At 57.0% G+C, this 26,051-nt stretch carries 25 protein-coding genes; 4 read left to right on the top strand and 21 right to left on the bottom strand.

All coding sequences use genetic code 11. The annotated features are described in order from the left end of the window. Positions 1-240 precede the first annotated feature (240 nt). The 14 genes from GS636_RS13365 to GS636_RS13300 form a co-directional block, all read right to left on the bottom strand. Positions 241-1,002 carry a Phenylacetic acid catabolic protein gene (locus GS636_RS13365; protein WP_171095143.1) on the bottom strand — a complete coding sequence of 254 codons (762 nt, stop codon included), beginning with the start codon at positions 1,000-1,002 and terminating at the stop codon, positions 241-243. A 13-nt stretch (positions 1,003-1,015) separates the two neighbouring features. Then, on the bottom strand, positions 1,016-2,089 hold the full coding sequence (locus GS636_RS13360; RefSeq protein ID WP_171669823.1) for a 2Fe-2S iron-sulfur cluster-binding protein: 1,074 nt from the start codon (positions 2,087-2,089) through the stop codon (positions 1,016-1,018). Positions 2,090-2,102: 13 nt separating this feature from the next. Continuing rightward, positions 2,103-2,561: a 1,2-phenylacetyl-CoA epoxidase subunit PaaD gene (paaD, locus tag GS636_RS13355; protein WP_171669822.1), complete on the bottom strand. Its 459-nt coding sequence runs from the start codon at positions 2,559-2,561 to the stop codon at positions 2,103-2,105. A gap of 6 nt (positions 2,562-2,567) precedes the next feature. After that, positions 2,568-3,326, bottom strand: a complete 759-nt coding sequence (gene paaC / locus GS636_RS13350; protein WP_171669821.1) for a 1,2-phenylacetyl-CoA epoxidase subunit PaaC — start codon at positions 3,324-3,326, stop codon at positions 2,568-2,570. Beyond that, positions 3,326-3,610, bottom strand: coding sequence for a 1,2-phenylacetyl-CoA epoxidase subunit PaaB (gene paaB / locus GS636_RS13345; RefSeq protein ID WP_171669820.1), 285 nt, complete (start codon positions 3,608-3,610; stop codon positions 3,326-3,328). The genes paaC and paaB overlap by 1 nt, the downstream gene beginning before the upstream one ends. Before the next feature lie 18 nt (positions 3,611-3,628). Further along, positions 3,629-4,606 (bottom strand): 1,2-phenylacetyl-CoA epoxidase subunit PaaA, encoded by a 978-nt coding sequence (gene paaA / locus GS636_RS13340; RefSeq protein ID WP_171187691.1) that lies wholly within the window; start codon positions 4,604-4,606, stop codon positions 3,629-3,631. A 15-nt stretch (positions 4,607-4,621) separates the two neighbouring features. Then, a complete protein-coding gene (gene pcaF, locus GS636_RS13335) occupies positions 4,622-5,824 on the bottom strand; it encodes a 3-oxoadipyl-CoA thiolase (RefSeq protein WP_171669819.1) in 1,203 nt (400 codons plus the stop codon). Positions 5,825-6,045: 221 nt separating this feature from the next. Then, the gene (locus GS636_RS13330) at positions 6,046-6,861 is read right to left on the bottom strand and encodes a PaaX family transcriptional regulator C-terminal domain-containing protein (protein WP_171669818.1); all 816 of its coding nucleotides are present in this window, start codon (positions 6,859-6,861) and stop codon (positions 6,046-6,048) included. Between the two features lie 61 nt (positions 6,862-6,922). Continuing rightward, positions 6,923-8,953, bottom strand: a complete 2,031-nt coding sequence (gene paaZ, locus GS636_RS13325; protein WP_171669817.1) for a phenylacetic acid degradation bifunctional protein PaaZ — start codon at positions 8,951-8,953, stop codon at positions 6,923-6,925. A 117-nt stretch (positions 8,954-9,070) separates the two neighbouring features. Further along, a complete protein-coding gene (locus GS636_RS13320) occupies positions 9,071-10,258 on the bottom strand; it encodes a cytochrome P450 (RefSeq protein ID WP_171669816.1) in 1,188 nt (395 codons plus the stop codon). Next, positions 10,258-11,610 (bottom strand): TRAP transporter large permease, encoded by a 1,353-nt coding sequence (locus GS636_RS13315; protein WP_171095159.1) that lies wholly within the window; start codon positions 11,608-11,610, stop codon positions 10,258-10,260. Before GS636_RS13315 ends, GS636_RS13320 begins: the two co-directional genes overlap by 1 nt. After that, positions 11,610-12,113, bottom strand: a complete 504-nt coding sequence (locus GS636_RS13310) for a TRAP transporter small permease (protein ID WP_171669815.1) — start codon at positions 12,111-12,113, stop codon at positions 11,610-11,612. Before GS636_RS13310 ends, GS636_RS13315 begins: the two co-directional genes overlap by 1 nt. 57 nt (positions 12,114-12,170) lie before the next feature. Further along, a complete protein-coding gene (locus GS636_RS13305) occupies positions 12,171-13,190 on the bottom strand; it encodes a TRAP transporter substrate-binding protein (protein WP_171669814.1) in 1,020 nt (339 codons plus the stop codon). Between the two features lie 70 nt (positions 13,191-13,260). Beyond that, positions 13,261-15,294: an FAD-dependent oxidoreductase gene (locus GS636_RS13300; RefSeq protein ID WP_171669813.1), complete on the bottom strand. Its 2,034-nt coding sequence runs from the start codon at positions 15,292-15,294 to the stop codon at positions 13,261-13,263. Between the two features lie 104 nt (positions 15,295-15,398). Here GS636_RS13300 and paaG point away from each other — a divergent pair, with 104 nt between their 5' ends. Genes paaG through GS636_RS13280 form a run of 4 tightly spaced genes read left to right on the top strand, consistent with a single transcriptional unit; the run spans position 15,399 to position 18,547 of the window. Next, a complete protein-coding gene (gene paaG / locus GS636_RS13295; RefSeq protein WP_171669812.1) occupies positions 15,399-16,184 on the top strand; it encodes a 2-(1,2-epoxy-1,2-dihydrophenyl)acetyl-CoA isomerase PaaG in 786 nt (261 codons plus the stop codon). Positions 16,185-16,186: 2 nt separating this feature from the next. Next, positions 16,187-16,612, top strand: a complete 426-nt coding sequence (gene paaI / locus GS636_RS13290) for a hydroxyphenylacetyl-CoA thioesterase PaaI (protein ID WP_171095168.1) — start codon at positions 16,187-16,189, stop codon at positions 16,610-16,612. A 24-nt stretch (positions 16,613-16,636) separates the two neighbouring features. Then, a complete protein-coding gene (gene paaK, locus GS636_RS13285) occupies positions 16,637-17,947 on the top strand; it encodes a phenylacetate--CoA ligase PaaK (RefSeq protein WP_171095170.1) in 1,311 nt (436 codons plus the stop codon). 3 nt (positions 17,948-17,950) lie between these two features. Then, positions 17,951-18,547, top strand: coding sequence for a TetR family transcriptional regulator (locus tag GS636_RS13280; RefSeq protein ID WP_171669811.1), 597 nt, complete (start codon positions 17,951-17,953; stop codon positions 18,545-18,547). Between the two features lie 24 nt (positions 18,548-18,571). Here the strand turns inward: GS636_RS13280 and GS636_RS13275 are convergent, their stop codons facing one another. From GS636_RS13275 to hpaE, 7 genes are all read right to left on the bottom strand, one after another. Further along, on the bottom strand, positions 18,572-19,162 hold the full coding sequence (locus tag GS636_RS13275) for a hypothetical protein (RefSeq protein WP_171669810.1): 591 nt from the start codon (positions 19,160-19,162) through the stop codon (positions 18,572-18,574). Between the two features lie 252 nt (positions 19,163-19,414). Beyond that, positions 19,415-20,470 carry an aldolase/citrate lyase family protein gene (locus tag GS636_RS13270; protein ID WP_171669809.1) on the bottom strand — a complete coding sequence of 352 codons (1,056 nt, stop codon included), beginning with the start codon at positions 20,468-20,470 and terminating at the stop codon, positions 19,415-19,417. A gap of 11 nt (positions 20,471-20,481) precedes the next feature. After that, complete coding sequence (gene hpaH / locus GS636_RS13265; protein WP_171669808.1) at positions 20,482-21,282, bottom strand: 2-oxo-hept-4-ene-1,7-dioate hydratase; 801 nt, start codon at positions 21,280-21,282, stop codon at positions 20,482-20,484. Beyond that, positions 21,279-22,133 carry a fumarylacetoacetate hydrolase family protein gene (locus GS636_RS13260; RefSeq protein WP_171095180.1) on the bottom strand — a complete coding sequence of 285 codons (855 nt, stop codon included), beginning with the start codon at positions 22,131-22,133 and terminating at the stop codon, positions 21,279-21,281. Before GS636_RS13260 ends, hpaH begins: the two co-directional genes overlap by 4 nt. Then, positions 22,130-23,527 carry a pyridoxal-dependent decarboxylase gene (locus tag GS636_RS13255; protein ID WP_171669807.1) on the bottom strand — a complete coding sequence of 466 codons (1,398 nt, stop codon included), beginning with the start codon at positions 23,525-23,527 and terminating at the stop codon, positions 22,130-22,132. The genes GS636_RS13260 and GS636_RS13255 overlap by 4 nt, the downstream gene beginning before the upstream one ends. A gap of 118 nt (positions 23,528-23,645) precedes the next feature. Further along, positions 23,646-24,488, bottom strand: coding sequence for a 3,4-dihydroxyphenylacetate 2,3-dioxygenase (hpaD, locus tag GS636_RS13250; RefSeq protein ID WP_171648061.1), 843 nt, complete (start codon positions 24,486-24,488; stop codon positions 23,646-23,648). A gap of 54 nt (positions 24,489-24,542) precedes the next feature. Then, positions 24,543-26,051, bottom strand: a complete 1,509-nt coding sequence (gene hpaE, locus GS636_RS13245) for a 5-carboxymethyl-2-hydroxymuconate semialdehyde dehydrogenase (protein ID WP_171669806.1) — start codon at positions 26,049-26,051, stop codon at positions 24,543-24,545.

Genomic DNA, 26,051 nt, shown 5'->3' with positions numbered 1-26,051 from the left:
AGAGAACACACCGCAGGAATACACAGGCACATCTGAGTGATCAGGGTTTGGTTGCACCGCATTGTGTCCTCCCACGCGCGTTAGCACCATCTTGGGCGCGAATGAGCGGAGGAGGTTGTTTGAATCGACCAGCCAATGTCGCAATTTGACCGCTTTAATCGCAGCAAAAAGGTCTTTGGTGCAGCGCGGCGCTTGGAAGAGCCTTTCATTGCAGAAAGGCGAAACGGGGAAATTAGGAAGTTATTCGGGTGTGGTCAGACCCAACTGCCCAAGAGCGGCCTGTGCCGATTGGCTCCAACGTTCTTTCAAAGCGCTGTTTCGGTTGTGACGCAAACCGATTGAAGTCAGGAAAGCGAACCGTTTCGGATCATCTCCACCAAAGGACAGCGCGACGCGGGGCCACCAATAGTCCACGGCATGTTGCATCTGCTCTGTTTCTCCGCCTTCTGCCAGCTTCACTGCGCCTTCCAGGGCAAGTGCGCCATGATGTGCTTCGACAGGGGCGATCTGTCGGAAGGCTTCAGCCAGCGGTTGGTAGGAAACCGTCGAAAACTCAGCCAGTTGCTCGGCCACCGCGCGGCTCATCAACAGGTTCATGATCACAGCGTCGGTCCAGCCCGAGATCGGATAATTGAACACAGCAAGGCGCATGTCATGTGCGCTGCGCGTTGCGCCGATATCGTCATCGCGATCCAGTCGCGCAGTCCATGGATGGTGCGTGGCGTATCGTTCGGTATCTGCGCCAAACTCGCCCATTATTTTAAGAACGCGATCTGCATGATCGGTTTTCTCAAGCACTATTTTTGCTGCCGCGATCCGTTCCTTGATGCCCGGCCCCTGATTGATGATATCCGCAAAACCCGCGGCGCCAGCCAATTCGCTGTCCACAAAGGTGGCCATCAGCTTCATCAATTCGGCGCGGTAGCGTGGTGGCACGTTTGTCGGATTGGTCAGTACTCCGCCTGCGGCCAGATAGCTGTCGAGTGTCATGGCTTCGGTCATTGATCCTCTCCCTTTACTGGTCGTAGTCCACGACCACACGGTCGGTCACCGGATAAGCCTGACAGCTCAGCACATAGCCTTTTTCGACCTCGTAATCCTCGAGCGCGTGATTGGCGAGCATTTCGACTTCGCCTTCCAGAATGCGACAACGACAGGTGGAACAAACCCCGGCCTTGCACGCGTATGGCGCGTCCATCGCGTTTTCCAAGGCTGCGTCCAAAATGGATTGATCCTTGGGCAGGGTTACTGTCTGGGTCGAGCCGTCCAGAGTGATTGAAGCGCTAGTCTGGTTCGCCTGCGTGCCCGCCTCTGCTGCATTTGTCTTGCGCTTGGCCCGCCCAGGTTGGGCGCTGGCAAAAAGCTCGAACTTGATCTGGCTGTCCTCAAGCCCATGCTCGCGCAGCGCGGCGGCAATCCCCAGCATCATTGGCTCTGGTCCACAAATAAAAGCCGTATCCACGTTTTTGATGTCGATCCAGTGTTCAAACAGCTCGCCGCATTTTTCCTGCGTCACAAGCCCGGTGAACAGATCAATCTCCTGCGCGTCGCTCTCAAGAATATGGATCACGTTCAGGTGATCCATATAGAGGTTTTTCAGGTCCTCCAGCTCCTCTCGGAACATGATCGTGTTGATGCCTTTGTTGGCGTAGATCAGCGTGAAGCGGGACTTGGGTTCGCGGGCCAGCGTTGTTTTCAGGATCGACAAAACCGGTGTAATCCCCGAACCGCCGGCAAAGCCGAGATATTGTTTTTCCGCGTCCGCTTCGATTGGCACGTGAAAGCTGCCCATTGGCGGCATCGCTTGAACAACGTCACCAACGCTCAACTCTGCGTTGGCCCAGCTTGAGAAAGCGCCCCCTTCGACGCGTTTAATGCCAACTTGAAGAACGCCGTCATCCTTTCCCGCGCAGATCGAATACGAGCGGCGCAGTTCTTCGCCGTCAAAATCACGCCGGAAGGTCAGGTATTGACCCGCGGTGAAATCGAACTGTTCCGCTGCGCCATTCACAGGCTCAAGCGTCACAACAACCGCATCGCGGATGGTTTTGTGGATGTCGGTGACTTTCAGGTCATGAAAACGTGCCATCCGGTGCTCCTCCTCAGATGCACTTGAAATAGTCAAAAGGTTCCAGGCAGTCGGTGCAGCGCCAGTGGGCCTTGCATGGGGTCGAGCCGAACTGGCTGACTTTCTCAACAGCCTTGCTGCCGCAATGCGGGCACCGTTGTGGCCCGCCCGCCGGTTGCGGTGGCGCAATGCCATAGTCTTCCAGCTTGGCGCGGCCTTTTTCGCTGAGCCAATCGGTGGTCCAGGCGGGCGAAATGCTGGTTTCGATCCGTACCTCCGCGATCCCGTGGTCGCGCAGCGCGGTTTCGATATCCATGCTGATGACGGACGTCGCCGGACAGCCAGAGTACGTTGGTGTTACGGTCACAACCAGCGTTCCGGCGTCCCAACGCACATCGCGAACGATGCCCAGATCCACGACCGAGATCACCGGTATCTCGGGATCGGGCACCGCATCCAGCCAGCTCCAGATCTGATCAGTCGAGGATTGCATCCGCTCTTACCACTTGGCTCCGGGATAGGCGCGTTGCAGCCATTGCATCTGCGTCAGTAGATGACCCAGATGCTCGGTATGCATGCGCCCGTCACGCCCGCCCTTATGGGCAAACTGACTTTCGGGAATGCTAAGTGTTGCCTGGGTCAGGATCCTTCCGACCAGAGTGTCATATTCTTCGTGCAGGTCTGTCGGATTGGGTGCGATACCTGCGGCGGCCATCTGGGCGTCGACCTCGTCGCTGGCAAACATCTCACCGACATAGGGCCACAGATAATCAAGGGCTTCCTGCATTCGGGCATGGCTTTCCTCGGTCCCGTCGCCCAGCCCCACAACCGTGTCGCCTGAGCGTTCGAGGTGATAGGCAACCTCTTTGCTGGCTTTGGCGGCAATTGCAGCGACACGTTCGTCCGAGGAAGTCATCAAGCGCCCCAGCATGATCGAATGCCAGGCGTCGAACAGGAACTGGCGCATCAATGTGCGGCCGAAATCTCCGTTCGGAACCTCGACCAGCAGTATATTGCGGAAATCCCAGGCGTCGCGCAGAAAGGCCAGATCATCGGCGGATTTGCCACCTTCTATCTCACCCGCAAGACCAAGCCACATCTGGGTCTGACCGATCAGGTCCAGCGCTGTGTTGGCTAGCGCTATGTCTTCCTCCAGAACCGGCGTGTGGCCGCACCACTCGCTGACGCGATGACCGAGGATCAGAGTGTTGTCTCCCATCCGCAGCAGGAATTGCAGGAATGCTTCATCCCGGGTCATCACATCGCCCCCACTTCATCGGGGATGTCAAAGAAAGTCGGGTGACGATACACCTTGCTTTCGCTGGGTTCGTACAGCGGGCCTTTATCACTGGGCGATGAGGCCGAGATGTTGTTTGCCTCGACAACCCAGATCGAAACGCCTTCGTTACGGCGCGTATAGACGTCGCGCGCATTCTTGATTGCCATTTCGGCATCCGGGGCGTGCAGCGATCCAACATGTCGGTGGCTCATACCGTGTAGGCCGCGGATAAAGATTTCCCACAGGGGCCATTCGTTGTTCATCGGGTTTCCTCCTTGGGTTCACTCTGCTGCCAGATTGCCGGATTGCTTCTTGCGGGCGTGCGCCAAAAGACCGTCCCGCACCCATTTCCCGTCATCCCAGGCCTTGTTGCGTGCAGCCAGACGATCCACGTTGCACGGGCCATTGCCCTTGATCACGTCGAAGAATTCCGACCAGTCAGGTTCTGAGAAATCATAGTGCCCACGTTCTTCGTTCCATTTCAGGTCTGGGTCGGGGATGGTCAGGCCCAAATACTCGGCCTGCGGCACGGTCTGGTCGACAAACTTTTGACGCAGCTCATCATTTGTATTGATCTTGATTTTCCACGCCATCGACTGGGCAGAATGAACCGAGTCCTTGTCGGACGGGCCGAACATCATCAGCGACGGATACCAGAAGCGGTTCATCGCATCCTGAGCCATCTTGCGCTGCTCGGGCGTGCCTTCGGCCATTTTGCGGATCGCATCGTAACCTTGCCGCTGATGGAAGCTCTCTTCTTTACAGATGCGGATCATCGCGCGTGAATAAGGCCCGTAAGACGTGCGTTGCAGCGGCACTTGGTTCATGATCGCCGCACCGTCAACCAGCCATCCAACAGCACCAATATCGGCCCAGTTCAACGTCGGATAGTTGAAGATCGACGAGTATTTCATGCGCCCATCAAGCAGCATCTCGGTGATCTCGTCCCGGCTGACACCCAGCGTCTCAGCTGCGCAGTAGAGGTAAAGCCCGTGCCCGGCTTCATCCTGCACCTTGGCCAACAAGATCGCTTTGCGCTCCAGCGTCGGCGCGCGGGTAATCCAGTTGCCTTCGGGCAATTGCCCCACGATCTCAGAGTGCGCATGCTGACCGATCTGACGGATCAGGGTCTTACGATAAGCCTGAGGCATCCAGTCCTTGGGCTCGATCTTGATATCGGCATCAATCCGTGCCTGAAACTCTGCCAGTTTCTCCGGATCTTCGTTTGATGCCTCGGATTTAACCATCTGAGCATACATGTCCCGTCTCCTCCGTTACACGCGTTCAAGAATAAGGGCCGCGCCCTGCCCGACGCCCACACACATGGTGCAGAGCGCAAAGCGCCCCCCGGTTCGTTTCAGTTGATATGCTGCGGTCAGCACCAGACGCGCGCCGCTCATGCCCAGTGGGTGGCCCAAAGCGATGGCCCCTCCATTGGGGTTCACGTGGGACGCATCGTCCGGCAGGCCCAACTCGCGCAGGGTGGCAAGGCCCTGAGAGGCAAACGCCTCATTCAACTCGATCACGTCCATCTGTTCGATGCTCAGACCTGCACGGGCCAAAACCTTGCGGCTTGCAGGCACCGGGCCGATGCCCATCACACGCGGTGCAACACCCGCAACCGACATCCCCACCACACGGGCCATCGGGGTCAAACCATTCTTGGCCGCTGCCGCCTCATTCGCCATCAGAATGGCTGCCGCGCCATCATTTACACCCGAAGCATTGCCCGCTGTGACGGTCTTTTCCGATCCGTTCACCCCTTTGAGACCCGACAGTTTTTCTGCTGTGGTTCCCGGACGCGGGTGTTCATCCGTATCCACAATGATCGGGTCGCCCTTTCGCTGTGGTACCGAAACCGGAGTGATTTCATCGCCGAAAACACCCGCCGCATGAGCGGCCGCCCACCGGGCCTGGCTGCGTGCAGCAAAGGCATCCTGATCTTCACGACTGATGCCATAGTCTTCGGCCACATTGTCAGCAGTCTGCGGCATGGAATCCACGCCGTAGTCCAGCTTCATCTTCGGGTTCACGAAACGCCAGCCGATCGTGGTGTCGTATACCGCGTTGTTGCGAGTGAACGCCGAAGTTGCCTTGGGCATCACAAATGGTGCGCGGGACATGCTTTCCACGCCCCCCGCAATGGCCAGATCGTAATCGCCTGCCTTGATGCCGCGGGCTACCATTCCAACGGCATCCATACCGCTGGCGCAAAGGCGGTTCACCGTTGTGCCCGGAACGTCGATTGGCAGCCCGGCCAACAAGGCCGCCATGCGTGCAACGTTCCTGTTGCTCTCTCCAGCTTGATTGGCATCGCCATAGATCACATCGTCGACGCTGACCCAATCGACCTGAGGGTTGCGTTCTTTCAACGCCGCCAATGGCAAAGCCGCAAGATCATCCGAGCGAACGGAAGACAGCGCTCCGCCATACCGCCCAATCGGTGTACGCGTCGCGTCGCAAATGAATGCGTCCATGCCCGAGGTCTCCTGTTAGCGTCAGTATTCATTAACCGTCTGGTCGGTTTTTATAAAAGCAACCGATTCGAGGCAAGCTTTATGTTACCTTTATTTGATCTCTTTCACCATTTTTGTAACATATAAGATCAGAACTTTATCGTTGCGATATTTGGGGCCGATTAGGGCGGTGATCCAAAAAACATTAAGCTGACCGGGCGACACTCACGTCCCGCTCGGAATCAATCCCCCAATACGGCTTCCAGTGACGCAAGGCTCGGGCGAGGCAACCTGTCTAACAGCTGCGCCACGGACTGTCGGCACTCTGCACCTTTCCAGTCTTCTGGCAGAAAGGCAGGTGGCAAAGGGGGATGGCGCAGGATAAGCCGCCGCCACCCATGAACGATCAGAACACGCAAAACGGCAGTTTGCAGGAGGTCGTCCATCCCCTTGGCGGGCAAATGCTGTTCGACGAACTGAAGTGTGGTCCAGAACTGACTGTAAGCATCTTTCAGAGGTTCAGGTCCACATAGATCCCGCATCCAATCGGGCACTGATATGGCACTGCTTTCAATCCCCAAAAGGTCTTCCAGCCCATCAGGGACCGGGCCCGGCGCCATGGCCATAGAGGCATTGACAGAGATATAATCCCCAATGAGCATCAGATCTGACAGTTCTTTGCGGGAACTTTCAGAACTGCTGGCGATCAGCACATGCCAGATGTCGGGCTTTTCGGTCTCACGGGAATAAATACGCGGCGCGGCGGCGGCACTTTGGCTGCGACCAAAATCCGTCAAGCGGTGCACGCTGGTGCGCCCCACCCGCGTACTTTCGATCCAACCTTCTTTCCGCAGCCGATGTAGTGCAACACGCGTCGCCTCAGACTTGATTCCGGCCAGACTGGTGAGCGCCGTGATCAAGCTGCCGCTGACCTGGTCCGATCCGCTGGGCGCCAAATCTCCAAATATCGTAACCAGCACTGACCACACCCGCTGTGTGCCGGTGTTGGTCAGTTGACTGACACAGGTTTCGAACCAATCAGGGCTGATGTCTTTCATACACGAAGTATAATCGGGCCGAAGGGAATTACCATCCGGCCCATCGCACGCATGCAAGTAGCTAGTAAGCAACCATCGTCAACAGCTCATATTCTGCGACCTGTTCGTCATCTTGCTGGGTTAGCGTGACGTGCCAACGAACTTCGCCATATTCATCATTGCGTTTGGTTTTGGCCTTGACCGTCAGGCGAACTTTGATGCTGTCACCGGCTTCAACCGGCTTCATAAAGCGTAACCCATCAAGACCCGTGTTGGCCAGCACCGGCCCTTCATTTGGTTCGACGAACAATCCAGCGGCAAATGACAGCAACAAGTAGCCATGGGCGACGCGCCCCGGAAAGAATGGGTTCCGTTCCGCCGCGGCCTGATCCATGTGGGCGTAGAAGGTATCTCCTGTGAAAGTGGCGAAGTGTTCAATGTCTTCCATGGTGATGGTGCGGGGTTCCGTGTGAATCGTCTCGCCAATCGCAAGGTCATGAAAGCGCCGCGTGAACGGGTGGGCTGGGCCTTTGACCTCGGTCGCGCCGGGCACCCATCTTTTTCCAATCGCGGTCAACAGATCAGGTGAACCCTGAATGGCTGTCCTTTGCATATAGTGTTTAACACCACGCACGCCGCCCATCTCTTCGCCGCCGCCGGCGCGCCCGGGGCCACCATGCACCATATGAGGCAAAGGTGAACCGTGACCGGTGGATTCTTTCATCGAGTCACGGTTGTTGAAGTACAAACGCCCATGATAGGCCCCTGCCCCAATGGCGACCTGACGCGCCACGTCAGGGTCATGCGTAATGACCGATGCCACCAAAGATCCTTGCCCCCGGTTTGCCAGTTCAATCGCATGGTCGAGATCGCGATAGCCCATGACCGTGCTGACCGGCCCAAAAGCTTCGGTATCGTGCACACGCTGCGCCGCGTCAGGGTTGGCACAATGGTAAAGCATAGGCGGCAGAAACGCCCCTTTTTCGGGATCTGCTCCATCGACCGCAAAATCATCCGGGTTGCCAAAGACACGCTCGGCCTCTTGGCCAATGATCGTCGCCTTTTCCAGAACGTCACGTTTCTGACCATTCGAGACCAATGCGCCCATGCGGGTGGTTTCCAGCCTTGGGTCGCCGATAACGGTTTTGGCCAGCCGCGCGGACAACGCCTCGATCACGGCTTGCACCTGCACCTCCGGCGCGATGATCCGACGGATTGCGGTACATTTCTGACCAGCCTTCGCCGTCATCTCGCGCTGGACCTCTTTGACGAAAAGGTCAAACTCAGGCGTACCCGGCTTGGCATCTGGACCAAGTATCGAGCAATTAAGGCTGTCCTGTTCCGCCACAAACCGCACAGAGTTTTCCAGGATCACGGGGTTGGATCGCAGTTTCAGCGCCGTATCCGCCGAGCCGGTAAAGCTGACCACATCCTGCAGGGTCAAACGGTCCAGCATGTCGCCCAAACCGCCCGACACCAACTGAAGCGCCCCGGCGGGCAAAATACCGGAGTCCAACATCAACCGCACGCACAGCTCGGTCACGTAGCAAGAATTCGTCGCCGGTTTAACGATGGCCGGAACACCGGCCAACAGAGTTGGCGCCAGTTTCTCCAACATACCCCAGACCGGAAAGTTAAACGCGTTTATGTGAACCGCCACGCCGTGTAACGGGGTGCAGATGTGCTGGCCCAAAAACGTCCCGTTGCGCGATAGTTGCTCAACATCACCGTCCAGATAGACATGCCCGTCCGGCATTTCCCGGCGTCCTTTCGAGGCAAAGACAAACATTGTGCCAATGCCGCCGTCGATGTCGATCATGTGGTCCGACTGCGTCGCGCCTGTGTTGAAAGACAGATCATAGAGCGCCTGCTTGTGCTGACCCAGATGCAGCGACACCGCCTTGAGCATTTTGGCCCGCTCATGAAAGGTCATCTTGCGCAGGGCCGGCCCGCCGACGTCGCGCGCATAGTCCAGCATTCCTTGCACATCCAGTTCCGCGTTGCCCGCAGTTGCAATCACCTCGCCCGTTACGGCACTGGAAATAGTGCGCGCCCCGGCACCAGGCGGCACCCATGCACCGGCGGCAAAGCTGGATATCTGTTGGATGGTCATGAGTGTCTCCTCATCAGTGTCTGGATCCTCACATCACCTAGTCGAACGTGTGAGGTCATATCTTTAACCGTACGGTCGGTCGTTATTTTTGCGCAGCAACACCACAAACCGTAGCCTTCAAACCTGCGCGGGCAATCGCGCGAAACCCCGAAACCGGATACGGCCACCGCGTTCAGCACCATCGGTGATGCAAAAATTCGGGAAGCGGGCCAGAAACCGCCCGACCGCGACGCGCCCCTCCATTCGGGCCAAAGTCAGGCCAACGCAGGTGTGTGGCCCACCCGCAAAGGCGTGGTGTTTGTTGGGGCGCCGGTCCAACTTCACTTCATCGGGCTGCTCAAACTGTCGCGGGTCGCGGTTGGCGGCTCCGATGCAAAGATGGATATCTGTTCCGGCGGGAATGGTTTGGCCGTGGAAGACGATATCCTCGGTGGTCAAACGGTTGCCGAATTGGTTGGGGCTTTCCATTCTCAGAAACTCGTCCACGGCTGTGTTTATAAGCTCTGGGTCGGCCAGCAACTCGGCACGCTTGTCACGGTGCCGGTCCAGCAGCTCCAGCGCGTTGCCGATCAGATTGGTCGTGGTCTCATGCCCAGCATTCAGGATGAAAATGCAGTTCTGGTACAGCTCGACCTCGGTCAACCCGCCATCGGTGTCATCCTGCATCAATCGTGTCAGCACGTCCGTTGATGGGTCACCTGGATTGGCGCGACGATCATCTATGATGTGGCGCAGGAATGCCTTGAAGTCAGACACCGCGCGATTGCCCCAGTCTTCTTGTTCCTGAGTCAGCTGAGGCTCCAAAGCGCCCAAAATGGCCAGAGACCAATCCCGCAGGGGTCCTCGCTCGGATCGGGGAATGCCCAGTAAGTTGCCGATGATCTCAATCGGGATGGCCCCGGCAAAATCCTCGATCAACTCAACAGAGCCCTTGGTCTGCATCTGGTCCAGCAAGCCGTCGACCAGCTGCACCAGGCCCGGCTCCATCTGCGCCAGCGCGCGCGGGTTCATCGCACCGACCATCACCTTGCGCACACGGGTGTGCAAGGGCGGATCATTGAACACCAAACTGGTCGTGTGATGTTCGAATAAAGGGCTGTCGACCCCGTATTTCGGCCCGAAGACCGCCTTCTTGTCCGAAATGAACCGTTTTGTGTCCCGATACACCAGATCCAGATCGTCATAGCGCGACAGGATGACAGACCCATCGGCTTGAAAGCAGACAGGCGTGTCTTCGCGCAGCGCGGTATAGGCCGGATAAGGGTCTGCGTGAAAACCGGTTGGAAGTGCGGTCAACGAGAACATCAGTGACCCATCGCCCCCATATGTTCAGGCAGAACCAGAACCAGCCATGGCACCAGAACAATCAGCGCCAGGCGGAAGATATCGGCCACCCAAAACGGTGTGACGCCCTTAAAGATAGTCCCGGTTGAAACGTCCCCAACCACACCTTTCAGAATGAACACGTTCAAACCGACTGGGGGAGTGATCAGGCTGATCTCAGTCACGACAACGACGACGATGCCAAACCAGATCGGATCATATCCCAGCGATGTCACCAGCGGGAAGAAGATCGGCACTGTCAGCAGCAGCATCGACAGTGATTCAAAGACACAGCCCAGAATGATGTAGATCCCGAGTATCATCAGGATCACCACAAACGGCTCCACCTCATAGGCCGTGACCAATGCGATCAAAGCTTCGGGCAGACCGGCCAAGTTGATGAAGTTCGAAAAGATCTGCGCCCCGATCAGAACTGAAAACAGTGCTGCGGCGGTGAAACTGGTCTCTTTCAACACTTCAAAGGTGGAACCAAGGGTTAGCCCACCCCGAGACAACGCAATCAGGAAGGCACCCATTGCGCCCATGCCAGCTGCCTCGGTCGGGCTGAAGGTCAGGTTCAGCGGATAGAAGTCAAACACCCCGTACAACCCGCCGATCACAAGGAAGAACAGCAGCAGCACGGCCCAGACCGAGCGCAGCGCCGAAAGGCGTTCACCCCAGCCGTGCCGCTCTCCTGCTGGTCCGGCGTCGGGTCTGCGCCAAACAGTCCAACGCACCGCCAGCAGATAGAACAGGATGCCCAACACACCGGGGATGATGCCCGCAACGAACAGCTTGCCAATCGAGGTTTCGGTCAAAAGGCCATAGATCACCAGAATGACCGATGGCGGGATCAGAATGCCCAGTGTTCCACCCGCCGCAATCGACGCCGTCGACAGCTCATCCGAATAACCATAGCGACGCATTTCCGGCATTGCGACTTTCGACATCGTTGCCGCCGTGGCCAGCGACGAGCCACAAATGGCAGAAAACCCACCACAGGCTGCAACCGTGGCCATGGCTATGCCGCCGCGGAAATGGCCCAGAAAGGCATTCGATACCGCATAAAGTTCACGCGCAAGGCCGCCCTTGTTGACGAACAGGCCCATCAGGATGAACAGTGGCACAACAGACAGCCCATAATCCTGCGCCGTGTCAGTGATCTGGCGGCCCACCATGGACATCGCAGCCTTCAACCCACGCTCGGACAGGATGCTGCCACCGCGTTCGTATGCAAAGCCAAGCGTCCCGACGAGGCCCATCGCAAAGACTATGGGCAGGCGCAGCAGCACCAGAACAAGGACAAGGGCAAAACCGATCAAAGCGGCAGTCATCAGGAGTGCTCCGACAAGGCTTGGGGGGCAAAAATGTGCAAAATCCCGGTGATGATCATCGCGACAGCAGCGATCGCGGTGAAGGCGGCGATGAACCAGCCCACATAGAAGACAGGGATCGACAAGTATTCGGTGACATCGCCGTAATCCCGCGCCCGCTCTGCCAGCACCCACACGCGCTGAATTGGCCAGATCAGCATGATACCGGATACCAGATAAACAATCGCGTCACGCGCTCGGCTTAGCCGCAAACGTGCGAAAATTCCATCTGTCAGGTCCACAGCGATCTGTCCGCGTCCGGCCGAGATTATCGGTAGGACCGAAAAGACAAGGATCGCCATCAGAATCCGCGTCAGCTCGGTTGCAGCCTCGATTGGCGCGTTGAAGACAGAGCGCAGGATGACGTCAAAAAAGGTCATCACCATCAGGATGAATAGCGCCACGCAGGCCAGCATCGTCGGAACGACACTGATGCGTCGCGCAAGGGTCACGAGTGAGTGCATGATTGGTCCCCGGCGGGTGAAAAGGGCTGGCGGGTCACGCCCGCCAGCCGGGCTGCGTTACTGCGAAGCCATTTCATTTACGATCATGTCATAAGCGGCCTGAGCGTCGATACCCGCGCCGTTGACTTCGTCAATGACCTTGGCGCGCACATCGACGGCAATGGTGTTGAATTTCTCAAGATCTTCAACAGAGGCCGCGTTGATCGCGTTGCCGTCAGTGGTTTCGGTTGCTTCGCGACCTATAGCGTCGATCTCGTCCCAGATCTTGCCAATCTCACGGCTCAGCGGTTCACCAAAGACGTTCTCTTCCAGCGCGGCCTGCAGATCGGCGGGCAGATCGGCAAAAGTGTCTTCGTTCATGATGAAGGCAAACGATCCGCGATATAGACCACCCGGAACTTCGTAAACATTTTGCGCCACTTCGGTCAGCTTGAACCCTTTGCGGGATTCAAAGGGCATCACAACCCCATCCGCAGCTTTCGAGGCCAGGGTTTCATAGACTTTCGGCGCAGGCACCTGAATGCCGGTCGCACCCAAAGCCGTGCCGACGTCCCCGCCAACGCCACCCGGGATACGCACTTTGAGACCCGAGACCTCATCCAGCGAGGTCACAGGGCTGCTGGAATGCAACTGGGCAGGGCCATGTGTGTGCAGCGCAATTACCTTCACGCCGCGATGTTCGTCTGCCTCTTTGAGGAACTTGTCATAGGTGCGCCAGTAAGCGACCGAAGCGTCCTCGGCCGAACCCTCATATCCGGGCAGTTCGATCATCTTGGTGGTGACAAAGCGACCGGGCTGGTAACCATGGAAGATGATCGACGCATCTGCCGCGCCATCCATAATCAGGTCCATCTGTGCCGGTGGCGGCGCAATGCCCAACTTGAGTTCGGCCGTGACCTGACCGTCTGTCGCCTCTTCAACCATCTCCACGAATTTCGGCCACATCTTGGCATTGATGCCATGGGTCGGCGGCGCCCAGCTGGAAATGGTCAGCGTGTAATCTGCCGCCAGTGCCACTGTGCCCGTAACGGCCAGCGCAGCCGATGCCAGTAAGGTGCTTAGCTTGGTGAATTTCATGGTTCTGTCTCCTCCCAGTGAAACATGAGTCAAGAATGCGTTAATGGTCGCTTTTGTAACCATCAACATGTTAATGGTTCCCTCCACGGTCCGCGATGCGCCACGACCCAGGGTTTTCGTTTGCAACTGTCAGCATCATTGCGTGAGACACGTCGATACCGATCTCTTTGCTGTAGTGCATTGGCCCTCCACGCCAACGCGGGAAACCGTATCCATGGATTTGTACCATATCGACAGCATCCGCGTTCTCTGCGATACCCTCTTGGATGATCAAAGCCCCCTCGTTGGCCAGAACCGCCAGAATACGCGAGGAAATATCCTGCTCGGTAAAGTTTCGGCGGGTGATGCCCTGTTCAGCCGAGTAGTCTTCGATCAACGCCTCAACCTCAGGGTCGCGGATCGGTGTGCGGTCGCCATCCGAGTAACGATACCAACCCTTGCTCGCACGCTGACCAAAACGCTCCATCTCACACAGTTGATCCGGGATGGGCACATAGCGTTCGTTTGGCTCCCGAATTGCGGCATTGCGCTTGCGGTTGGCCCAGGCGATTTGAAGACCGGTCAGATCCTGCAGCTCATAAGGTCCCATGGGCATCCCAAACGCCCGCATCGCCGCATCCACCTGATAAGGCAGCGCCCCATCAGCCAGCAAATAGTCAGCCTCGCGCCGATACGCCGCCAGCATGCGGTTGCCTATGAACCCATCGCAGACACCCGAAAGAACCGACACTTTCCGCAGCTTTCTGCCCAAGGTGAAACCTGTGGCCAAAACTTCGGGCGACGTATCAGGCGTATGTACGATCTCAAGCAACTTCATGACATGAGCCGGGCTGAAGAAATGCAGACCAATGCAGCGTGTTTGGTTTTCAACACCTGCAAAAATATCCACCGGATTCAGGTAGGATGTATTCGTGGCCAGGATGGCATCGTGGTTCATGTATCTGGCCAGTTCCGCAAACACCGCCTGCTTGACGGGCAAGTTTTCGAACACGGCTTCGATAGCCAACTCGGCATCCGCAGCTGCGGCATAGCTATGGGCAGCCTTGAATTTGGACAGGTGGTCTCGCAGCTGCGCCTCGGACATCCTGCCCCGTTTAACAGCCCCTTGAAGCAGAGATTCAACCCGCCCCTTCGCCGCCAATGCTGCCTCGGCGTTTTGCTCGATCAAAGTGACCGACAATCCACCATTCAGGGCGGCCGTGGCAATGCCTGCGCCCATCAGCCCGCCGCCCACAACGGCAATTCGGGAAATGTCGCGCGCAGTAGCGCCCTTGATCAACGCAGGTCTGGATACGGTGCGTTCAGCAAAGAATGCGTGGCGCAACGCCCGGCTTTCAGCGCTTTGGCGCAGGGCCAGATGGCGGGCGCGTTCTTTCGGTTGCGCCTTAGCGAATGGCTCAACGGACCAGCCGAGTGCGGTCAGGTTTTCCAGTGGAGATTGTTGCCCTTTCGCGCGTTTCGTCAACGTTTGACGACTTGTCTCTAGCAGATCAGACGAGAAATCAGGGACAGAGCGTCGACTGACAGCCAATGGCCGCTCTGGCAGTTTGGCAACAAACTCTATTACAGCAGCTTTGGGGTTGTCGGCGACCAGATCAACGCCCCCGAGTGCCGCCAATGCTTCAGCTTTCTGAATCTTCCCGGAACACGCCATGTCGATTGCTGCCTGCATCCCCACAAGACGCGGCAAACGTTGAGTGCCCCCTGCCCCGGGGATCAACCCCACATTGACCTCGGGCAAACCAAAACCGGTGTCCGGTGCTGCGATCCGCCACGCGCAGGCCATGGCAATTTCGAACCCGCCGCCCAGCACATTGCCGTGCATACAGGCGACAAACGGCACTTTGCTGTCTTCGATCTTCTGAACAACATCCGGTAAATGCGGCTCAATCGGCGGCACATCAAACTCGGACATGTCACCACCAGCGATGAAGGTCCTGCCAGCGCAACACAACACCGCCACGCGCGCACCTTGAACCGCATCAACTGCGTCGGACAGCCCCCGCCGCACTGCGGTAGAGGTCGCGTTCACTGGCGGGTTGTTGACCGTGACCCAAGCCACGTCACCCTTGAATTCAACGCTCACCAGCGACGACTGCAACATCGACAACCCTTTTTGATCGGCCCAGATTCGGTACTGGTTTATATATTGACCAACCGTTCGGTTAATGCAATGATTAAGTTGAAATGAGGCCAGAAGAGACAGTCATGAGCGATACGATACTTGCACAAGACCACGGGAACTGGGTTGAAATTACCCTGAACCGCCCAGACAAGTTGAACGCGTTCAATGAAGACATGCACGTCGCCCTGCAAGACGCGTTGAAGACCGCGCGCGACAACGGGGCCCGCGCGATATTGCTGACCGGTGCCGGGCGCGGGTTCTGCGCAGGTCAAGACCTGGGCGATCGCGATCCATCCAAAATGGATGGCCCTCCGGATCTGAGCAAAACGGTACGAACGTTTTACGCTCCTCTGGTCCGGTTGATCCGGTCCCTGGAGTTCCCGGTCATCTGCGCCGTAAACGGGGTCGCCGCAGGTGCAGGTGCGAATCTGGCGTTAGCCTGTGACATGGTTCTGGCCGGGGAAAATGCCAAATTCATTCAGAGCTTTTCCAAGGTCGGCCTGATACCGGATACGGGTGGCAGTTGGCACTTGCCGCGCCTGTTGGGTGAGGCACGCGCTAAGGGGTTGGCGCTAACCGCTCAACCTCTTTCAGCCAAACAGGCAGAGGATTGGGGACTGATCTGGAAAGCACTGCCCGACGATCAACTGATGAGCGAGGCGCGCACGCTTGCCGCGCAATTGGCCAACGGCCCCACGCTCGGGCTGGGCTTGACTAAACAATGCATTCAAGCCGCGGCCACCACATCCCTATCAGATCAGCTTGAAATTGAAGCTGACGCAATGAAAACTTGCGGGGAAAGCGCGGACTACGCAGAAGGCGTATCCAGCTTCCTCGAAAAACGCGCACCGCATTTTCAGGGACGTTGAGGATGACCCCAAAAGAACGCGCCGAAAAATCCGCTGCTGCAATGTGGGCAAATGACGAGGCAAGCAAATGGTTCGGCATGGAACTTGTCGAGATTGACGAAGGCCACGCAGTTCTGACACTGACCGTCGCCAACCATCACTGCAATGGTCATGGCACATGCCATGGGGGCGTCACCCACGCTCTGGCCGACAGCGCCTTCGCCTTTGCCTGCAATAGCCGAAACAAGGCAACCGTCGCGCAACACACAATGATCAGCTTCCTCGCCCCCGGAAGCAAAGGCGACCGTCTGACAGCCACCGCGAAAGAGGTCACTGTGTCCGGACGCAGCGGTATCTATGACGTTCGCGTCACCAACCAAAACAACACTCTGATCGCCGAGTTTCGCGGCATGTCCCGCGCAGTGGGCGGTCAGAATTTTCAAGAATAGCTTCGCGACTGGAGGAGTGACGCGATGGAAGACCTATCCCCGAACAAAGCGGATCTTGACCCGATCGAGATCGCCTCGATCGATGAAATTCGCGCCACACAGCTTGAACGGCTCAAGTGGTCCGTACGCCACGCATACAACAACGTTGCGATGTACAAACAGCGGTTTGACGAGGCCGGAGTGCATCCCGACGATCTACAGCAACTGTCCGACCTTTCGAAGTTTCCGTTCACATACAAAAACGATCTGCGTGACAATTACCCGTTTGGTTTGTTCGCAGTTCCGCGCAGCGAGATCATTCGTCTTCACGCGTCCTCGGGCACGACTGGTAAACCGACCGTGGTGGGTTACACCAAGAATGACATCGACAACTGGGCGGATTTGGGCGCGCGTTCCTTACGTGCTTCGGGACTGCGCAAAGGCGACATGGTCCACAATGCTTATGGTTATGGGCTGTTCACCGGCGGGCTGGGTGCACATTATGGAATTGAACGCCTTGGCGCGACCGTTGTTCCCATGTCCGGGGGGCAAACCGAAAAGCAGGTTAACCTGATCAACGACTTCCGGCCCGACGGGATCATGGTGACGCCGTCCTATATGCTCAATATCCTTGAGCAGTTCCACAAGGCCGGTCTCGACCCCCGCGAAAGCTCATTGAAGGTTGGAGTGTTTGGTGCTGAACCCTGGACAGACGCCATGCGAGCCGAAGTCGAAGCCGCGTTTGATATGCATGCGGTCGATATCTATGGCCTGTCCGAGATCATGGGTCCCGGGGTGGCCAATGAATGCGTTGAAACCAAAGACGGCCCGGTGATCTGGGAGGATCATTTCCTGCCGGAAATCATCGACCCCGTGTCTGGTGAGGTTTTGCCCGACGGCGAAACCGGCGAATTGGTGTTCACAACCCTGACCAAGGAAGGGTTGCCGATGATCCGTTATCGCACGCGCGACCTGACGTGCCTGCTGCCGGGAACAGCACGTTCCATGCGCCGGATGGCAAAGATCACAGGTCGCAGCGACGACATGATGATCCTGCGCGGCGTCAACGTCTTCCCCAGCCAGATCGAAGAACAGGTCATGGCGACGGGGGGTCTTGCCCCGTATTATCAGATCGAATTGTATAAGTCGGGCCGCATGGACGCGATGCGGGTCTTTGTTGAATCCTCAACCGATTCCACCGACGAACTCTCCAAAACTGCGGCGGCCCGCATGCTGACCAAGCGGATCAAGGACGTCGTTGGCGTTTCAACGGAAATTGTTGTAGGTGACCCCGGCGACGTCGAACGCTCTCAGGGCAAGGCGAAGCGTGTCGTCGACAATCGCGATAAGGAATAAACTGTGGCCCGAACAATCGCTAAAGACCACGACCAAAAGCGGGAACAGATCCTGAAAATGGCGGCCAAAGTGTTTGCCGATCAGGGGTTTGATCGCGCGTCGATGACACTGCTCGCCAAAGAGTGCGGGATCTCGAAGGCCAACATCTACCACTACTACGACAGCAAGGATGCCATCCTGTATGACATCCTTGAAACCTATCTGCGCGAGCTAAGGGATCGGATTTGCAACGTGGATCTGAGCGGTTTGAACCCCGAGCAGAAGCTGCGCACAGCGGTGCGCGAAATCCTGTTTGCCTATCAGGGCGCGGATGACGAACACCGTGTACAAATCAGCGGCATGAGCGCGCTGACGGACGAGCAGCAGAAACTCCTCCGGGGCTATCAGCTTGATTTAGTGAATTTTGTGCGCGACATCCTCAAAGAGTTGTCTCCCGATGCTTTCGACGATGCCAAAGATAAATTGCGCGGTGCCACGATGTCGGTCTTTGGGATGCTGAACTGGTATTACATGTGGAACACCGGCGCGGGCCCCAAAGCCCGCGAAGACTATGCCGATCTGGTCAGCACGCTGACAGTGCATGGCGTGCAAAAGCTGTAGGCGCGTGGCGCGGCCCACAATACGCTATGTCGACGCTTTGAACCTCTTCAGGTAGGCTTGTTTTGCGACCATAACATCCTCGTCCGACATATTTGATCGGTTCAGGTCAAGAAAGTGTTCTGCTGCCCCAACTGGCTGAACATTCAGGTTGTTGACGGGCTTCAGATCGTCCGACCGTACATTCAAAATCGAAAGCACCTTGGTGACAGGAAACAAACGATCGCTTAAACCCGAGGTGTTCAAAGAGATAACGTCCGCGCGTGAAGACATCTGATCTGCGACCCGAGCCACAACGCCATCGAGGTCCGCGCCCGGGTTCAGCAGTTCAGTGTATTCGCACAGGTCTTCTTGAATTCTGTTTCCGCGAATGTTCTGCCAATACACGCTTTTGATCCAATCCGCGGTATCTCTGGTCGTGTAAAAGAATGTGATCCGCGCCTTGTTGTCTGTGAGTCTGTTGATTTCCTCCCAGATAACTTCGGCAAGGATGTGCGCTTGGCCATAGGACCACACACCCTTGCGCCCCGGGATCATGCCTGCAAACTCTTCGCTGCTGATCAGCAACGGCAATTCAGAGTGGCCATCCAACGACAGCAGAACCTGACGGAATTTCATACGAAATTTTTCAAGCGTTCTTTCTTCCGGTACCACTGAAAAACGGCGCGAGGCAACACCAGCGTCTTTCAAATTCCGTGGCACCAAAACATTGACTCGGGTCTTTAACCGGAAACGGTTCCTGTACAGCATCGTTTGCAGGGTTCTGGTTCCGGTTTTGTGAAACCCTTGATGGACGACAACCTTCAGCATCGACCCTTTTGAACTAACCCACGCCTCACATCAGCATTTAGGGTTACCGCATCAAAAACATCAAGCTGTCCAGTCGATGCTCAGGTCTTCTCGAAACGCAAAGCGGATCAAATGCGTCTCGATAACCTGTTTCCAACGACGCAGATCGCCACGCGGACCGGTTGTGGCGGTCACCGTCAAAGTGGTTGCATCTGCTGTCAATGTCACCCGATCGCCGTCAGGGAAAGATACGCTGCCCTGCGTTCCATCAAAGGAGATCTCGGCCTTGTGCGACCAGTGTTTGCAGAGCTGCTGCAGGTATTTTGAGGCCGCGCTCGTTTGCGCAATGCCTGTCGCGGTCTGATCAGGCAGCAGGCTCAGACCCGCGACAGCGGCAGACCGGATTGCTTTGGCAAACAAGGTCACGTCGATACTGGTGGCCACGAAAGTTGCGCCAAGATCCAGGCACTTGCGTTGAAGACGTGGGTCCAGTGTCAAAATCCCGGCGGCCTTGCCTGCCATCACGATCCGATGGATTGCATCCAACACTGCGGCAACCACCTCAGGGTGGTTCGCATCCCCCAGATGACCCATATCGGCGGCCAGGTCGGCGGGTCCGATGAACACCCCGTCCACATCAGTCGCCAGAATATCATCAAGCGCGTCCATGCCCTTGTTGTTCTCGACCTGCACAAGCAGGCAAATCTGTTCACCGGCGGTTTTCAAATAGTCCGGGATCGCAGCAAAGCGTGACGCCCGCGCCAACGATGATCCAACCCCACGAAAGCCATGCGGCGGATACTGAACGGCCCGAACCAGTTCGCGCGCCTGATCGCCGCTTTCGACCATCGGCACCAGGATATTCTGAACACCGGCGTCCAGATATTGCTTGATCATCCAGGTTTCGCCGATCGGCAAGCGTGCAACCGGCACACTGCCGGACCCCTCAATCACGCGCACCTGTTCGAGGATCGATTGCAGATCGTTAGGCGCGTGTTCACCATCAACCAGCAACCAATCGAACTGCGCTGTGGCAGCGATCTCGGCCGCATAGGCATTGGCCAAACCAACCCAGCATCCGATCTGCGGAGAGCCGGCCTGTAACGCAGCCTTGAATGCATTTTGTGGCGCAGGCATTGGTATTCCTTTCAGGCGAAATTGATATCGACCGAGCCAAACGGCCCGAAATCCGCGTGAATTTTGGTGCCCGAGGGGCATTCGACGGGGCGGATGAAACTACCGGACAGAATGATCTGCCCCGGTTCGATGCTCTGACCATATTGCGCCATGCGACGCGCCAACCAGACCACGCTTTCAACAGGGTCGTTCAACACACCAGCACCCAGACCGGTTTCTTCGATCTCACCATTACGGAAGGTAAGTGCCCCAACCCAACGCAGATCAAAGGCATCAACTGCGTGGCGTTCGGCACCCAAAACGATGCCTGCATTGGCGGCGTTGTCGCTGATCGTGTCAAAGACAGTGCGCGCCTTGCCGGTCTCGGAATCCACTCTTTGTATGCGAGTGTCCAGAATTTCCAGTGCAGGGGCGACGTAATCCGTGGCCGCGATGATGTCGTCGCGTGATACGTTTTCGCCACCGACGGCGGACTTCATAACAAAGGCGATCTCGGCCTCAATCCGGGGCTGAATGAAACGGCCTGCCGGAACGGTCGCGCCATTGTGAAACGCCATGTCGTCAAACAAAATTCCACTGTCGGGAATGTCGATGTTCAAGGCGTATTGCATCGCCTTCGAAGTCAACCCAATCTTCCACCCGATCACTTTGCGCCCTTCGGCCAGTTTCTGGCGATAGATGGCGTTCTGAATCTCATAAGCGTCATCCATACCCATCTCAGGGTGGCGCAGACTAAGCAGGCCGATCTGTTCGCGCCTGCGTTCGGCCTGCAGCAGTTCGGCGGCGACTCGGGCGTGGTCTTCGGGCGTCATACCTGTTCGTCCTCCACCGTGTTGCGCAGGGTTCCGATACCTTCGACGGACACCTCGACCACATCTCCCGGCACCAGGTATTTCGGCGGGTCGAACCGTGCCCCTGCCCCGGTTGGTGTACCAGTGACAACAATGTCGCCCGGCTGAAGCGTCATGAAGGTCGAGATGTATTCAATCTCGCGCCGGATCGGGAACATCATGCGGTTCAGAGTATCGTCCTGTCGAAGCTCACCGTTCACGCGGGTCTGGATGCGGGCATCATCCAGTTGGGCCGCGTCAGTGAACGGCACCAGCCATGGACCAATGGCCCCCGAATTGTCCCAGTTCTTACCTTGCGTGACATTGAACTTTGCGTGCCGCACCCAGTCGCGAATGGTGCCTTCATTGCACAAGGTCAGCGCGGCAATGTGATTGTATGCATCGTCCTTTGAAATGCGCCGACCAGCCTTGCCAATCACGATGGCCACTTCGCCTTCATAGTCCAGAGTGTGGTTTTCCGGTGGGCGGACCAGAGGGCGGTCATGACCGGTGAACCCGCTGGCAAAGCGCGGGAACAGCGACATGTACTTGGGCTGTTCGCTGCCATCTTTGTATTCGGCATTCCGGTCAGGGAAGTTTACGCCGACACACAGGATGCGGCGCGCATCTGGCATGACCATGTCATAGGTGAATTCGGTATGCGTGACGGCTTTGCCCTCAGCGGCCTCTGCAAGTTGCTCGAACGCCCCCGCGACAATCACCTCGTAAAGGCTGTCGTGATCGGGGAACGCTTGGTTCAATGCGATCGCACCGTCGTCAGTGATTGCTCCGAAAAACCGTTCCTCACCCGCTAAGAAAGTTGCAAACTTCATTCAAGTGTCTCCCACACGTCCCGGATCACGTCGGCCGCCATCAGCACGTCATCTCGGGTTGTATCGAATTGCCCGACCTGAAAGCGGATGATCTTGCGGCCGTCGAACATGCCTTGGGTGAGATAAATCCGGCCATCATCGTTCAACGCGTCGACCAACCGCTGCTGCATTGCATCGTCTCCCGGACCCCGGAACGAAAACAGGCTTAGAATCGGGCCGGTCGTGATTTCAAACCCCTCCATCGCGCCGATCCGATCAGCGAGTTCCTGCGCCCACGTCACGTGATTGCGGATGCGTTCGCGCAGTCCTTCCAATCCGTATGAGCGCAATAGAAACCAGATCTTCAATGCCCGGAACCTGCGCCCCAGTGGGATCGTCCACTCCGAGTAATTCGTCACCTCTGCTCCGGTTGTCTTGAGGTATTCCGGCTCGATCTTTAGCGTGTTGAGCTGCGGCGCGGCGTCCCGCAAGAACTGGATGGCGCAATCAAATTGCGCGCCCATCCATTTATGCGGGTTGAAAACAATGCTGTCATAGCGGTCGGCACCCTGCCACAGGGCTTCGTGAAATTCAGGGCAGATCATGGCCGATCCGGCCCAGGCTGCGTCCAGGTGGGTGTAAAGGTCGTGTTTCTGTGCGATGTCTGCAACCGCCGCCAAGTCATCACAGGCCCCAACACCGGTTCCCCCCGTGATGGCAATGATACCAGCAGGGACATGCCCGGCGGCTAGATCGCGTTGAATGGCAGCTTCAAGCTCGGAGGCGTCAATTGAAAAGCTGGTCCCCTGCGTGGGCAGCTTGACCAGATTGTCCTGTCCAATCCCCGCGACCCAGCAAGCCCTGTCGATGGACGAATGCACTTGATCGGAACAATAAATTCGCAGCGCGCCCTTGGTGTTCAATCCTTCGCGGTTGCCGGTAAAGCCCGTGGCCCGTTCCCGCATCGTCAGAACCGCCGACAAAGTGGCGGATGAGGCGCTGTCCTGAATAACTCCGGTCATACCTTCGGGCAGTCCAAGTGCCTGCCGCAACCAGTCGACCATGACGCCCTCGACCTCAGTCGCGGCTGGTGAGGTTTGCCACAACATGCATTGCGCCGCGATTGTCGTGACCAGCATCTCGGCCAGCATCGACGGGGGCGCGGCATTGGCTGGAAAATAGGCAAAGAAGCGTGGGTGTTGCCAATGGGTGATGCCTGGCATCACGATCCGTTCAAAATCAGCCATGATGGCATCCATCGGTTCACCCGCATCGGGTGGGGTTGCCACAAGCTGGGCTGCGATTTCCCCCGGTGCGGTCTGCGCGCGCACGGGGCGTTCCGCATGTGTCTTATGGTAATCGGCCGCCCATTTTGAAATGTGCTGGCCCCAATGCGAAAACGTGTCCCAATCCATGCGTTAGCCTTTTGTTGTCGCAGAAAACTCATCCCGAGCGACCCTGCGAGATAAGCGGTCTTAACAAACCGATACGTTTTGATCTAATGAAGCAATCCCTGATGCCTGATGCCTGATGTCAGACCGAAAAGCTGACATTTGCCTGACCCGTGCCAGAGCTGCCAAAGTATGGGGTATAGATGTCAATCTTACCCTTGTAGCTGCCCCAGCCCAGCGCTCCGAATAGCAGGGCGGTGTCGTTCATTGCACACTCTCCGGTGCATTTTTTGGCATAGTCGGGCAGCATTTCAAGGAACTCTTCAAAACGGCCCTGCTCCCACAATTCCAACACCCGCATATCCATCTGGCGATTGAACTCACCATTCACCGCGTTCAACCCTTCGACCGATCGTTCATTCGGGGTGAAATCATGGCTGAGAGACCCTGATGCCAGAACAGACACATTGCGGTCAGAACGCCGGATGCCTTCGGCAATGGCCTCACCCCAAACCCGGTTTTCCGCAATTGAAGAGAATTGATTAACAGCCACGGGCAAGACCCGCGCATTCACCCCTTCGTTGATGAAATGCATGGGCAACAGGGTCCCGTATTCCATACCCATATCTGGGTGCGAATGGCCGAGCGCGCGCTCTCCACGCTCGCGCAGAACATCAAGGATCGTTTTCCCCAACTCATGATCGCCGCGATAGTCAAACTCCATATCCGCTAACATATGCGGAAGTTCGTGACTGATGAATCGACCCTTATGGTGCTCTTTCGTGTTCAGGTGAAAGCCCTGATTGGTGATCCAATGGGTATCGAACACAATGAACGTCTCGACTTCGCGGTCTATCGCGTCCTGACGCAGGCGGGCATACCCATCAATGGCAGATTGCCGGATACCTTTGTATTTCGGCATCGTGTGGGACATCCAGATGCTGGGCACATGCGTTATTTTCGCGGCCTGTACGATCTTTCCCATGACGGTTCCTCCTGATGCGTGCCGGTGGCCCCGTTTTGGGATCACCTGAAGGGCTTACTTCCCCAATTGCATGATCTTGTGCTGACCGGTGGCAAAACCGATGTGCTTTTGTTCCATATAGAACTCAAAGCTCCAATCCCCGCCGTCTCGCCCGATTCCAGACGCTTTGACCCCGCCAAAGGGCGTAGGCAGGTGACGCACGTTTTCTGAATTCACCCAAATCATCCCAGCCTCCAGCTTGTCTGTAAAGCGTAAGGCACGGGTCAGGTCGTTGGTCCAGACATAGCCCGTCAAACCATAGGGCGTGTCGTTGGCAATCTGAAGCGCCTCGCCCTCGGTTGCAAAGGGGATCGAAGTCAGAACAGGGCCAAAGATCTCCTCGCGTGCGATGCGCATCTGGTTGGTGGCATCGGTGAACAAGGTCGGACGGATAAAGTAGCCTTCATCGCCCACCTTGACCCCACCGGCAGCAACGGTTGCACCGTCCTGTTTGGCGATGTCGAAGTAGCTGGTGACTTTGTTGTAATGCTCCTCGGTCACCAGTGGCCCAATTTCGGTCGCCGGGTCCAGCGGGTGGCCAACCTTGATGTTGTTCACACGCTCGACCAGCTTCGCCTCGAACTCATCCTTGATCGTGTCCTGCACCAGCAACCGCGAAGATGAGGTGCAGCGCTCGCCGTTGATCGAATAGATCATGAAAATCACCGCATCCAGCGCACGATCCAGATCGGCGTCATCAAACACGATTACAGGGTTTTTTCCACCCAGTTCCAGATGGTTGCGCTTATGCGTGTCCGCGCCTTGCTTGACAATAAGGCTGCCGGTGCGGCTTTCGCCGACAAAAGCAATCGCTTTGATCAGCTTATGTTCGCACAGGGCTTTGCCTGCATCGGGGCCAAACCCATTGACCGTGTTCAGCACGCCTTTGGGCAGCCCGGCCTGTTCGGCGATTTCCACCAGCAGGCGGGCCGTCAGTGGAGAGTCTTCAGCAGGCTTATGAACCACCGTGCAGCCCGCAGCCAGTGCAGGGGCGATTTTCCAGGTCGACAGCATGAACGGTGTGTTCCATGGGGTAATCACGCCAACTGGTCCAATTGGAACGCGCGTGGTCACGTTCATCAGCGTCGGGGATTTCAAATGTTGCCCGTCGCGCGCCTGAACCACTTGATCTGCAAAATACCTGAAGTTCTCAGCACCCCGCAACGCAGCCTTGGACATGAAGCGCAGCGTCTGGCCCGTATCCCAGCATTCACACAGCGCGATTTCCTCGGCCCGGGCTTCGATAGCATCTGCAACGCGCAACAAGATGCGGCGGCGTTCGGTGGCAGACATGTCGCGCCATTCAGCAAAGGCGGCATGGGCGGCCTCGGCGGCGACGTCGATGTCTGCTGCGGTGCCATGAGCAACATCGCAGATCACAGATTTGTCGACAGGCGAAGTGGATTGGAACACTCCCGCAGACCCGTCCCGATCCTCACCGGCAATACGATTGCGGATGCCGGTTTCTCTGAATCGAGCCAGAAAGCCTGTCAGTTTTTCAATATTCGTCTCCAGCGCACTCAT

The sequence above is a fragment of the Ruegeria sp. HKCCD4884 genome (genome assembly GCF_013110855.1).
In the GTDB taxonomy this organism is placed as follows: domain Bacteria; phylum Pseudomonadota; class Alphaproteobacteria; order Rhodobacterales; family Rhodobacteraceae; genus Ruegeria.
Note: the sequence above shows the minus strand (reverse complement) of the source record. Positions and strands in the feature narration are given on the sequence as shown.